10 protein-coding genes are annotated in these 12,318 nt (G+C 49.8%); 4 read left to right on the top strand and 6 right to left on the bottom strand.

Annotated elements, in window-relative coordinates; all coding sequences use genetic code 11:
* Positions 1 to 95: 95 nt before the first annotated feature.
* The 3 genes from ggt to HK11_RS11565 all read right to left on the bottom strand — a co-directional run bounded on the left by ggt (position 96) and on the right by HK11_RS11565 (position 3,949).
* Positions 96 to 1,886: a gamma-glutamyltransferase gene (ggt, locus tag HK11_RS11575; RefSeq protein WP_086555478.1), complete on the bottom strand. Its 1,791-nt coding sequence runs from the start codon at positions 1,884 to 1,886 to the stop codon at positions 96 to 98.
* A gap of 6 nt (positions 1,887 to 1,892) precedes the next feature.
* Positions 1,893 to 2,693 (bottom strand): type I methionyl aminopeptidase, encoded by an 801-nt coding sequence (map, locus tag HK11_RS11570; RefSeq protein WP_086555477.1) that lies wholly within the window; start codon positions 2,691 to 2,693, stop codon positions 1,893 to 1,895.
* A 101-nt stretch (positions 2,694 to 2,794) separates the two neighbouring features.
* Positions 2,795 to 3,949, bottom strand: a complete 1,155-nt coding sequence (locus HK11_RS11565; RefSeq protein WP_086555476.1) for a D-alanyl-D-alanine carboxypeptidase family protein — start codon at positions 3,947 to 3,949, stop codon at positions 2,795 to 2,797.
* A gap of 155 nt (positions 3,950 to 4,104) precedes the next feature.
* Here HK11_RS11565 and clpS point away from each other — a divergent pair, with 155 nt between their 5' ends.
* Both clpS and clpA read left to right on the top strand, forming a co-directional pair.
* Positions 4,105 to 4,485: an ATP-dependent Clp protease adapter ClpS gene (gene clpS / locus HK11_RS11560; protein ID WP_086555475.1), complete on the top strand. Its 381-nt coding sequence runs from the start codon at positions 4,105 to 4,107 to the stop codon at positions 4,483 to 4,485.
* A 170-nt stretch (positions 4,486 to 4,655) separates the two neighbouring features.
* The gene (gene clpA, locus HK11_RS11555; protein ID WP_086555474.1) at positions 4,656 to 7,034 is read left to right on the top strand and encodes an ATP-dependent Clp protease ATP-binding subunit ClpA; all 2,379 of its coding nucleotides are present in this window, start codon (positions 4,656 to 4,658) and stop codon (positions 7,032 to 7,034) included.
* Positions 7,035 to 7,078: 44 nt separating this feature from the next.
* Here the strand turns inward: clpA and HK11_RS11550 are convergent, their stop codons facing one another.
* Both HK11_RS11550 and HK11_RS11545 read right to left on the bottom strand, forming a co-directional pair.
* On the bottom strand, positions 7,079 to 7,561 hold the full coding sequence (locus HK11_RS11550) for a DUF3465 domain-containing protein (RefSeq protein ID WP_086555473.1): 483 nt from the start codon (positions 7,559 to 7,561) through the stop codon (positions 7,079 to 7,081).
* A 4-nt stretch (positions 7,562 to 7,565) separates the two neighbouring features.
* On the bottom strand, positions 7,566 to 8,513 hold the full coding sequence (locus tag HK11_RS11545) for a PPK2 family polyphosphate kinase (RefSeq protein ID WP_194299694.1): 948 nt from the start codon (positions 8,511 to 8,513) through the stop codon (positions 7,566 to 7,568).
* A gap of 96 nt (positions 8,514 to 8,609) precedes the next feature.
* Here HK11_RS11545 and HK11_RS11540 point away from each other — a divergent pair, with 96 nt between their 5' ends.
* Positions 8,610 to 9,218 carry a YqgE/AlgH family protein gene (locus HK11_RS11540; RefSeq protein WP_369822960.1) on the top strand — a complete coding sequence of 203 codons (609 nt, stop codon included), beginning with the start codon at positions 8,610 to 8,612 and terminating at the stop codon, positions 9,216 to 9,218.
* 24 nt (positions 9,219 to 9,242) lie between these two features.
* On the opposite strand, the gene HK11_RS11535 is transcribed toward HK11_RS11540, so the two are convergent.
* Positions 9,243 to 11,018: an alginate export family protein gene (locus tag HK11_RS11535; protein ID WP_408736138.1), complete on the bottom strand. Its 1,776-nt coding sequence runs from the start codon at positions 11,016 to 11,018 to the stop codon at positions 9,243 to 9,245.
* Between the two features lie 255 nt (positions 11,019 to 11,273).
* Between HK11_RS11535 and HK11_RS11530 the strand changes: the two genes are divergently transcribed.
* Positions 11,274 to 12,302 carry a sulfate ABC transporter substrate-binding protein gene (locus HK11_RS11530; protein WP_086555470.1) on the top strand — a complete coding sequence of 343 codons (1,029 nt, stop codon included), beginning with the start codon at positions 11,274 to 11,276 and terminating at the stop codon, positions 12,300 to 12,302.
* The last annotated feature ends 16 nt before the right edge of the window (positions 12,303 to 12,318 follow it).

Raw genomic sequence — 12,318 nt, 5'->3', positions numbered from 1 at the left:
ACGCACGAGAAATGGAATCACAGAGCAGACCTCAAAACCAGAGGGTTTTTCGAACCCTCCAGATGCAGGGTTTCTCACCTGCTACATAATAAGTTTTACTCGCCTGCTGCACCGCCGCCTTCATGGCGCCGGTCAAAGCCACCATAGTAAAGCGCATTGCCTTTTTCGTTAAGTTTAGCACCGCCTGCCAGAATCCCTTCAGGAATACCCCAGGGAGCATGCGGGGCAAAACTATATCCCTCCTGTTCAAGGGTTTTTTGTACCCGGGGTGACAACGCACCTGCCTCAATCTCAACGGGTTCAGGCAGCCATTGCTGGTGCAGGCGTGGCAGATCAATAGCCTGCTGAATAGTCAGGCCATAATCCACCACGCCAAGAATAACTGACAATACAATAGTTGGAATGCGCGAGCCACCAGGGCTGCCAATGACCATAACTGGTGTATTATCGCGGGAAATAATGGTGGGTGTCATAGATGAAAGGGGTGTTTTGCCAGGGGCAATAGCGTTGGCTTTGCTGCCGACAATACCAAACATGTTGGGAGCCCCAGGTTTGGTAGAGAAATCATCCATCTCATCATTGAGAAAAAAGCCGGTATTGCCCGCAATTACCCCTGCGCCAAACCATCCATTGAGGGTGTAGGTGGTCGAGATAGCAAAGCCATTTTTATCGATGACTGAGAATTGCGTGGTTTCATGTTTTTCCGGGCTGGCGTCGCCTTCTTTCAGGCTGGCGGAGGGCGTAGCTTTATTTAATGGTGTATGAGCACGAATGCGTGCAGCATAAGCCGGGTCAAGTAGTTCTTTTACCGGATTTTTAACAAACTCGGGGTCGCCCAGGCTGCGGCGATCAGAATATGCATGTCGCATGGCTTCGATCTCACGCTGTAATGCCGGTGCTGTATGCAGGCCCAGTGCGTGCATATTGTAGCCTGAGAGAATATTCAGCATTTCGCATAGTGCAACACCGCCACCACTTGGCGGAGGGGCTGTTTCAATCAGATACCCCCGGTAGTGACAGCTCAGAGGAGACAGTTCACGTGTTTTGTAACGCGCGAAGTCAGAGAGTTGCAAAATACCACCATTCTGTTGTGAAGCATCAACGATGGTTCTGGCAATTGAACCTCTGTAGAAAGCATTCGTCCCCTGGTCGGCAATAAGCTGGAGTGTGTTTGCCAGGTCTTTTTGTACCAGTCGGTCACCTTCCCGCAGGGGCGAACCGTCAGGGCGTAAAAAAATTGCCCGGGCCTGCGGGCTTTTGCGAAACATTTCAGTTGAGGTACGTAAAAGCTCAATATCGCCTTTATGCAGAATAAAACCAGCCCGTGCGAGTCTGATGGCGGGAGCCATCACATCCTGGCGTGACAGGCTGCCCCAGTCGTGCAGAACCCGGTCAAGGCCGGCAACGGTGCCTGGTACGGCAACGGCCTTCCATCCGGTTACAGACGCTCCGGTTATGACATTACTCTGCTTGTCCAGGAACATATCTGCTGTTGCAGCCTGAGGTGCTTTTTCACGAAAGTCGAGAAAAATAGCTGGTTTGCCTTTAGGGCGCAGCAGCATAAAACCGCCACCGCCAATGTTTCCGGCCGCCGGGTAAACAACAGCCAGAGCATATCCCACCGCCACGGCAGCGTCGGCAGCGTTACCACCCTGCGCCAGAATCTGCGCACCGACATCAGAGGCCAGCTTTTGTGCTGACACAACCATGCCATGCTGACCAGGCGTTGCCTGAAGCGGAGGCAGGTTATCAGGCTGTGTTGTGCCATAAGCCAGCGGGTCAGGTGCAGAGGCAGATGCTGCCGCCAGGGTTATTCCTGGTTGCAGCAGCGTACCGCAGAGAAGGGCAGTGCCGATTACAGAGCGAGAGAGGTGGCGGCGGTGCATGCGCTATCAGCTTTCTGTTGTATAAGGCGGGCAGGTATATCCGGCAGGAGAGAGGGTGAATATTTCATAGCCGTCTTCTGTTACGGCCAGCATATGCTCAAACTGAGCAGAAAGAGAACGGTCTCGTGTGACGGCAGTCCATCCGTCATCAAGAATTTTAACGTCATGGCGGCCAATATTGAGCATGGGTTCAATGGTGAACACCATGCCGGCTTCAAGTTTCATGCCGTGCCCGGGGCGTCCATAATGCAGCACAGTTGGTTCAGAGTGGAAGGTGCGCCCGATGCCGTGTCCACAGAAATCACGCACAATAGAATAACGGTGACCTTCTGCCAGGGTCTGAATGGCGTGACCAATATCGCCAAGAGTTGCACCGGGTTTAACAACCTCAATGCCGCGCATCAGGCAGTCATAGGTTGTTTTAATCAGTTTTGCTGCTTTTACGGGAATACGGCCGACCGGATACATGCGGCTGCTGTCGCCATACCAGCCATCAAGAATAGAGGTCACATCGATATTAACGATATCACCTTCCTGCAGGCGTTTTTCACCTGGTATGCCATGGCAGACGACATGATTGATCGAAATGCAGCATGATTTAGGAAAGCCGCGGTAATTCAGCGGGGCAGGTGTAGCACCGTGTGCAAGGGTATAGTCGTGAATAATCTGGTTGAGTTCTTCAGTCGTCACGCCGGGCTGTACATGGGGCGTAATCATATCAAGGGTTGCTGCTGCGAGCTGTCCTGCTGCCCGAAGCCCCTTAAAGTCGTGTTCAGTATGCAGAACGATGCCGTGTCTGCCAGCCATGAGTTTCTTCCTTACATTTCGCGGGGTCTTAAAAAATACAGAGGCCCGCAAAATGAAGGGCTATACGCTGAAAGGCAACCCGCTTTTACTCAAACAAGTATTCAGGTGCGGTGTCGGGCAGAGCCGGAGTGGTGCAGAGTGGTATGTGTACCTGTTGTGGCCTGACGTAATTTTGCACCTACAAGCTGTACGTGATGATGGCCTGCCGTAACAGGTTTTGCATGAGCACGCCGGTGCGATGAGAGAGGTGCTTCTGCCACCTCTACGACCTGTGATCCCCGCCCGCGATGATGAGCAGAAGCCAGCATGAGCAGCTGATGTTTGTGCTGACGTGTCGGCACAGTATGGCGAGCAAGGAGGAGCGGGCGCTCGACAGGCGCAACACCTTCAGCATCAAAACCACGGTCAAGCTGGCTGGCCATAACAATATTGCGCGAATTATTAGAAGGAGCGCCAAGCACAACACCAATCAGCCTTACGTTGCTTCGCATGGCAGAGGTCACAAGGTTATGCCCGGCTTCCTGAGTATAACCTGTTTTCATCCCATCCGCTCCGGCATAACTTCTGAGCATCGGGTTGTGATTGGGAATGACCCGGTGGTGAAAGTAAAAACTCTCAGTAGAGAAGTAGTGATAATATTCAGGGAAGTCAGCAATCAGGTGACTGGCAAGGTAAGAGAGGTCTCGCGCAGTAGTGACCTGGTCAGGATCGGGAAGTCCTGACGCGTTACGAAATGTGGTGTTCTGCATGCCCAGGATATGTGCCTGCTGTGTCATCATGGCAGCAAACTGTGGTTCACTCCCACCGCCCAGAAATTCGCCCAGAGCACAGGCCGCGTCATTGGCAGATTTAGTAACAAGAGCAAGAATGGCCTGCTCGACCGTCAGCATGGTGCCAGGTGCGACTCCGAGCTTTGAAGGCTCCATCGTTACAGCATGTATGGACACCGGCAGCTGCTGGCTGAGAGATACTGTGCCTGCCCGTAATGCTGAGAATGCCATATAAAGGGTCATCAGTTTTGTCAGGCTTGCCGGGTAGCGGCGCAGGTCGGGGTCAGTCTGGGAGAGAACTGCACCGGTTCTGGCATCTACGACAATTGTGCTGACCTGATGCGTATATTGTGCAAAAGCTTCCTCTTTCGGGATCAGAGTGCCAAGAGCAGTACACGTCAGAAGACACGTCAGCGCAGAAAGACGAGTCTTTCGTTTGTTTGTTTTCTTAAGAGGAAACAGAAAGCTGAGTGCGGAGTTTTTCACGGCTTTGCCTGACGTTTGTACTGCTGGGGCTTCTCTGACGTAGTTTTACACTGTGCGACTTAAATGTAACAGAGCACAACACTTTTATTTCTGAAAAAAATGTCGATATTATGTGTTGTGAATTTTCCAGGCGCTTTGTGCGAGGTGAAATGTTGATGGGGACCTGTGGCGTGGCTGTTCTTACTGCTGGTGGAGGACCGTTATGGTCTCAGAATTCTGATAATGATCCGGACAAAAACGGAGCAGATATTGATGTGGTCGTGCATGTGCGGCCAGAAGTACGTAAACCGCCTATGTATAAAGTTCTGATGCTCAACGATGATTATACGCCTATGGAATTTGTTGTGCACGTACTTGAACGGTTTTTTAGTAAAAACAGAGATGAAGCTACAAATATTATGCTCAACGTGCATAAGCGCGGCGTTGGTGTCTGCGGGGTTTTTACCTACGAGGTTGCCGAAACAAAGGTAACGCAGGTGATGGATCTGGCACGTCAGAATCAGCATCCTCTGCAGTGTACTATTGAGAAAGATTGAGGGCGTTAAAGCGGCGTTAAAATAGTCGGGCGCTCATTTTTTTTATAATATTTATTTTCGGACTCGCAATTCTCTTCAAAGACGCCAAATATAACTTCTGGTGTGTCAGATCAGGCAGGTTGGTCTGCCTTGTTCGGGCACTGAACTGAGGTGAGAAGGAGCGTCTCGGCATGTTGTCACGCAATCTGGAACGGACGCTGCATCAGGCTCTGATTTTAGCGGGTGAGCGGCACCACGAATATGCCACGCTGGAGCATCTGCTTCTGGCTCTGGTCGATGATTCCGATGCTGTTACGGTATTCAGGGCCTGTGGCGTGGATCTTGAACGTCTGCGCACTGACCTGACTGGTTTTCTGGATAAAGATCTGGCAGGGCTTGCGGCAGAGCGTCCTGTTGAACCCAAACCAACGGCAGCTTTTCAGCGTGTTATTCAGCGCGCGGCGATTCATGTACAGTCAACCGGTCGCGATCAGGTGACGGGGGCTAATGCTCTTGTTGCTCTTTTTGCAGAACGCGAAAGTCATGCGGTTTATTTCCTGCAGCTTCAGGATATGACGCGCCTTGATGCGGTTAACTTCCTCTCACACGGTATAGCGAAAGCCCCTGATCGTTCGACCCGGCGTCCCCCCACGGGTGCAGGGGAGGGAGGTGACTCTGGCTCCGAGAAAAGTGGTGAAGGTGAAAAGCCCGAGGGCGGGCGTGGGCAGAAAAGTAAGGATGCCCTTTCAACCTACTGCGTTAATCTTAACCAGAAAGCTGAGGCGGGTAAGATTGACCCTCTCATTGGCCGTGACAGCGAGGTTGAGCGTACTATCCAGATCCTCTGCCGCCGTACAAAAAATAATCCCTTGTATGTAGGTGATCCGGGCGTTGGTAAAACAGCGATCGCTGAAGGTCTTGCCAGGCGTATTGTTGAGGGGGACGTGCCGGAGGTGTTGCTCAAAGCAACAATTTACTCTCTCGATATGGGAGCGTTGCTTGCAGGTACGCGCTATCGCGGGGATTTTGAAGAGCGTCTGAAAGCTGTTGTAACAGAGCTTGATCAGGACCCGCATGGTATTTTGTTTATTGACGAAATCCACACGGTTATTGGTGCAGGGTCTACATCAGGCGGTGCGATGGATGCGTCAAACCTGCTCAAACCGGCACTGGCAGCTGGTACGCTGCGCTGCATCGGCTCGACAACCTATAAAGAGTATCGTCAGCATTTTGAAAAAGACCGTGCGCTTGTTCGCCGGTTTCAGAAAATTGATGTGCCTGAGCCTTCAGTTGAAGATGCTGTAAAAATTTTACGAGGCCTGAAAACTAATTACGAGCAGCATCACAAGGTTCGTTATACTGAAGAGGCTATTCGTGCAGCGGTTGAGCTTTCGGCTAAATATATTCATGACCGGAAATTGCCTGATAAGGCGATTGATGTGATTGATGAAGTCGGTGCTTCGCGCATGCTTCTGCCTGAAAGTAAACGCCGTAAAACCGTTAATCTGAAGGATGTTGAAGACGTTATTGCCCGCATTGCCCGTATTCCGCCCAAAAGCATCTCTACTGATGATAAGGAGGTGCTCCGTTACCTTGAGCGTGATCTTCAGGGGATGGTGTTCGGGCAGGACAAGGCGATTGAAACTCTTTCTGCAGCGATTAAGTTGTCGCGAGCCGGGCTGCGAGATTCTGAGAAGCCAATAGGTAACTATCTGTTCTCTGGCCCGACGGGGGTTGGTAAAACAGAGGTCGCCCGTCAGCTTGCCTCAACACTTGGCATTGAGCTTATTCGCTTCGATATGTCTGAATATATGGAGCGTCACTCCATCTCGCGCCTGCTGGGTGCTCCGCCTGGATATGTCGGGTTTGACCAGGGTGGCCTGCTGACAGATGCTATTGATCAGACTCCTCATGCAGTATTGCTGCTTGATGAGATTGAGAAGGCACACCCTGATCTTTATAATGTGCTGTTGCAGGTTATGGATCATGGTCGTCTGACTGATCATAATGGCAAGACGGTTGATTTCCGTAATGTTATTCTGATCATGACGACTAACGCAGGTGCTGCCGACCTGAGCAAAGAAGCTATTGGTTTCGGGCGGGAAGCACGTTCAGGTGAGGATGAAGAGGCGATTAAACGTCTGTTTACGCCGGAGTTCCGTAACCGTCTTGATGCGATTGTGCCGTTTACGCACCTTGCTCCTGAAACAGTAGGGCGTGTGGTCGAGAAATTTGTACTTCAGCTTGAAGCGCAGCTTGCAGATCGTCATGTTCTGTTTGAAATTTCTTCTGCTGCGAAGGAATGGCTGGCAGAACGTGGGTATGACCGCTTGTATGGTGCACGTCCCCTGGGGCGTGTGATTCAGGAAGAGTTGAAAAAACCTCTGGCTGAAGAACTTCTTTTTGGCAAACTTGCTAAGGGTGGTACGGTTAAAATCGGCCTGAAAAATGCGGCACTGACATTTGATATTATACCTGATGCCGCAGCAGGTGAGGTGACACCCGCCGCAGTAAAAGAGCGTAATCGTAAGCCTAAAAAAGCTGCTCCTGACAAAGAGGCAGCTGAGTAAACTGTGAAATGCTGACCAGATATATTTCGTCTGGTCAGTATAGTTTACTGATATTTTTTGCCGTTAACGATGATATAACCGGGGGTGTGCCATTCACGGCCAGTGCCGTGATGTGTCCAGTCAACGCCCTGGCTACGCGCAGAGTCGTAGTAATAGCGTCCGACAATATCAACTGAATCACCTTTTCTGACCCACGGCCATGAAGGTGCATTCATGCGTTCAAGCCCTGAAACGATTCTGATCGAAACATGAGGGGCAATGAGAACGTAAAAATAACCATGCCGACCGCTTCTGGTGTGCTGTACTCTTTTTTTAACGCCAATAACGGTGCCGCAGATATGTACGGGTGAATCAGCCGTGGCTGTACCATTTTCGTAGGCCTGCTGCCTGGCAAGAAAGGCCTGGTTATTGCAGCTCTCACCCTCTGTAGTGCTGGCACCCTGTGCGTAAACACAGGGCGATGCTAACAGTGTTGCGGCAAGAAAAAATGCGCCGCCTGCGTAAAAATTACGCATTAGTTTCAGCATAGGTTCAGTCTTTTTCCCTGAGCAGATGTTCGCGATAGTCATCAATATATTTGTTAACTTCCGGGTCAGGTTTAGGCAATTCCTGATGTAAATTTTTCAGGGTCCGGATGATGGTGCCTATGACAACAAGGCGTGCATACCATTTGCGGTCTGATGGTACGACCACCCAGGGAGCATGCGGGCTGGCTGTGGCAGAAATGGCATCTTGAAAAGCCTCCTGATATTTATCCCAGAATTCACGCTCACGTAAATCAGCTGAAGAGAATTTCCAGCGTTTTTCAGGAATATCGAGGCGTTCAAGTAAACGTTTTTTTTGTTTTTTACGTGAAATATTAAGGAAGAATTTTATAACAACAGTACCCTGTCGTGACAGGTAATGTTCGAGATTGCGAATGTCATCATAGCGTCCCTCCCAGAATTCCGGGGTGTTAAGCGGGCCGCTCAGATGCTCTTTCTCGAGCAGTTCGGGGTGAACTTTGGTTACCAGCACATCTTCATAATGACTGCGGTTAAATAGCCCGATATGGCCTGCTTCAGGGGCGGCGGCGTGAATACGCCACAAGAAACCATGCGCCAGTTCAGAAGAGCTTGGGTTTTTGAATGAGGCGACAGAGACGCCCTGTGGATTTACTCCTGACATAACATGCTTGATGGTGCCGTCTTTGCCAGCTGCATCCATGCCCTGTAACACGATAAGAAGGGAGTGGGTTTTATTGGCATAAAGCAGCTCCTGCAGCTCCTGCAGCAGGGCTTTTACTTCTTTAAGCAGAAAAACACCGTCTTCTTTTTTTAGTCCCAGCTTCCCGTCATCGTCGGGTTTATAGTTTTTTAGGTTGAAGGTGCTACCGTCTGTTACGCTGTAGCTGTCGAGAACATCCAGAAATTGGGTAAGTTTACTCACAGGCTTCTCCTCCCGATACTTCTGATGACTGTAGAGGAGAAATGTCTTCATGTAAAAATAAGATATTTTACAGAACCTGAAAATAGTTTTTGCATGAGTCCTGTAATGAAGTTTTAAAAGGTTGCAAAATAATGAAAGTAGTTTCATATCGAAGAAATGGGTTCACATAGTTCTTTACCGTCAGTAGTGCGCTTTGCGGAGTCTCTTACCGGGAAGCTTCTTATTGCTTCTCCTGTAATGGTCGGAACGCCATTTGCCGGAGCTGTTATTTATATTTGCGCGCATTCTGATGAAGGTGGCGCTATGGGTTTTGTTATTAACCACCATTTACCAAAGAAGGTGGTAGATGATCTGCTTGAGCAGCTGCAGATCGCTCAGATGTCATCAGTGCATCGTGTTCTTGTCAGTGCAGGCGGACCCGTTGATATAACACGGGGATTTATTTTGCATTCGGGGGAGTGGCAAAGTGAGGACGGTTTATCCGTTACGCCTGACGTTACGCTTAGTGCCAGTATCTCTGTTCTCAAAGAGATGGCTGAAGGGCATGGCCCTCGTCAGGCATTGCTGGCTATGGGGCATGCGAGCTGGGTACCAGGACAGCTTGAAGAAGAAGTTCTTTTGCAAAACTCCTGGCTTATCGCCCCGTTTTCACGTGATATTTTATTCGGTAAAGATTTTGAACAGAAGTGGCGGCAGGCTCTGGCCAGTATCAATCTTGATCCGTCGCAGCTGACTGGCCAGACGGGGCGTGCGTGAGCTGTAATTCTGTCAGATCGCTTTTCAGAAGCGAAATACAAAGTTTGACTGGTAATATGTACCGCTTGAGCCTCCTGCTTTATTGAGCGCATGCGAGGTCATGAAGCGTGACACATATTGCGTCCATGACAGGTGGTCGGTGATCTGCCATGCCAGTGCGGCCTGTGGGGCCATGCCAATAAATTTGCCATTAAAATCCTGAGTGAATTTATAAAATCCTGAAGACTTATAAATCGGGTCCTGAGTGCTGTAGCGCCAGAAGAGTGGATATTTTACCTGTAAACTGACAGATTTAAGGAACGTTGCTTTGATAAGCGGCGCAAAACCGATCAGGTTTGAACCTGTCATATAGGTTGTGGTGTCGAGATAGTTGGTTTGCGGGTTAAATGGAGAAATATAAGTACCAATGGTGCCGCTGGTTTTATTTTTATTGCCACCTGAATAGACGTCAGTCTGAAGGCCCAGAAAAGTATGGAATGGGTTTTTGGGAATACGGTATCCGACCAGTGTATTGATAGCATAGCCGCTGACATTACGTGCCTGGTTTGTGCGGGCGTATCTGAAAACACCTCCCTGCCAGATTCCCCCTAAGGAAAACTCAAAGGGGCCAGCCAGTCCGTGCCAGCGTACGCCAAAATTATTGCGTGTATTAAAGCCCTCGCTGCTGCCATTCGTGGGCGTTGCTACAGCACTGTTGCGCCCTGCGAGTTTGTAGCCAATATAAAAAAGATCGAGGAAGGAATAAGTGCGGTCGTGCATAAAACGACCGTCAGGTGGCGCCCAGGTAAAATTAAAACCGTAAAGGCGATTATTATAGTTCTCGCCATCATGGAACATTTTATTATGGCTGTCATCGGTTTGCACAAAGTCCCAGCCGTCAATTCGAAAACGGGGCCAGACCATGTACCCTCTGAAACCGTTCCATGAGAGTGGCACATTGGGTGTCTCACGGTTATACATCATGTAAGAGGGGGCACCGACAAACTGTTGCCGTCCAAATAGAAAGCCACTTTTGGCATGTAGCATAGTCCATTTGAATTCAATAAAGGCCTGCTGCATATCAAGCTTTTTACGGTATGTTGAGCCATAGCTGTAGGGTCTCCACCCGCCGGCGTTACCATTAATCAGCTGCCCGAACAGACGTACATGTGACCCCAGGTGCAAATCAGCCCCATAGAGATTTCTGACAGCAAAGCGTCCTGAATCGTTAACTTTCTGTGTGCCCAGTCCGGGGCGGCTTTCAAACCAGTTACGCGCCCGGGTTTCTCCTGAGAAGCTGAGCCAGACTGAACCGTCTTTATTAAGAGGAATGAATTTGAGAATATCGAAAGGGTCAGAGCGTTTGCCGGTCTGTCGCAGGCGACTCCAGTCTTCAGCCCATGGAGCAATGCCATAACGGCCTACTGGTCCGAACCCTGCGGCTTCACCGTTGCCACGGTTGAACACACCCCAGTCATATTGCCGGCCATATAAGCGCCCTTGCGCGCCGGTGGTTCTGACAGGTTGTCCTACCGGTGTCGCATGTGGGTAGATCATAGTGGGAGAAATAGGTGCGATATGTACAGTAATCTGTTCTTTGGGGACGGTGGCTGTGCTGGCCAGGCCGTCAGATAATGGTGTTGCAACCCGAGGGGGGGCGTTCTGTTGTCGTGCAACGTGTATGTAAGGGGTATGACGTGGAGTACTGCTATTTGTGGTGGTGGCAGGTGTGGCCTGAGCAGATGTGATGATGCAGGATGTCAGCAGCAGACTGGAAAGAGGGTATTTCTGAAGACGCAGAGGCCGGGGAGATGCTGACATGGGTATTGATGCCACTTAAGAAGAATGATTTTATAAATCACTATAAAAAACGTATATTTTGAATATTAAATATAACGATACGTAATTGTTATACAAATAATTTTTTAATTTTAACGAAAAATTGTGTTTTTATCCTTTGGTCTTGACGCATAATTTACAACTGTTATCGTGAAATGAAGCTGCCTTTATCCGGTCTCCCTGTTAAAAAGTGAGCTGAAAAATGGTAGCCTTATAAGCGGCAAAGGTTAGTAAAACGTGTCTATTCGTCTTTCGCGTCGTACACTTCTCGGTGGTATTTTTACAGCAGGCGCACTGGCTGCAGGTGTAAGCGGGTATCAGCATCCGGCACTGGCACAGACATCTCAGTTACTTAATGTGTCTTATGACCCGACACGAGAGCTTTATGCTGAAATTAACAGAGCTTTTGCCGTAGCTTATCGTAAGCAGAAACCTGGTAATGCTGTTTTTGTCCGTACGTCTAACGGAGGGTCAGGTGCACAGGCACGTGCTGTGCTTGAAGGTGCGCCGGCTGATGTTGTTACGCTCGGTCTGGCTCATGATATTGATGTGCTGGCCGAACGCGGATTACTGAGTGCAGACTGGCAGAAACGCTTTCCGCATAATTCTACACCTTATACCAGTACAATTGTATTTCTGGTGCGTAAGGGGAATCCTAAAAATATTCACGACTGGCAGGATCTGGTGCGAGATGGTGTACAGGTTGTGACACCTAATCCTAAAACATCAGGTGGCGCACGCTGGAACTACCTTGCCGCCTGGGGCTGGGCTTTGCGCCAGCCTGGTGCGACGGAAGATACCGCCAAAGCTTATATGAAGCAGCTGTTTAAGCACGTACCTGTCCTTGATACTGGGGCGCGGGGTGCAACGAACAGCTTTGTACAGCGTGGGTTAGGTGATGTGCTGCTGGCCTGGGAAGACGAAGCACTGCTTGCGGCCAATGATATTGGCCCTGATCAGTTTGAGATCGTTGTGCCAAAAACAACTATTCTGGCTGAACCACCAGTTGCTGTTGTTGATAAAAATGTTGCGCAGCATGGCACGCAGGAGGCGGCTCAGGCTTATATTGAGTTTCTGTTTTCACCTGAAGGGCAGCGCATTGGTGCAAAACATTATTTTCGCCCGGTTGACCCTGCCGTTGCAGCAGAAAATGCCAGTCGTTTCCCTCAGGTAGAGACCTTTGATATCGCCAGTCTCGGTGGATGGACGGCTGTGCAGAAAAAGCACTTTGCTGAGAATGGCATTTTTGATCAGATTACTCAGTAATGCCTGGTGGTCAGAT

The sequence above is a fragment of the Acetobacter sp. DmW_043 genome (genome assembly GCF_002153485.1).
Lineage (GTDB): Bacteria > Pseudomonadota > Alphaproteobacteria > Acetobacterales > Acetobacteraceae > Acetobacter > Acetobacter thailandicus.
The sequence above is the reverse complement of the archived record's forward strand: the minus strand, read 5'-3'. Positions and strand labels throughout refer to the sequence as shown.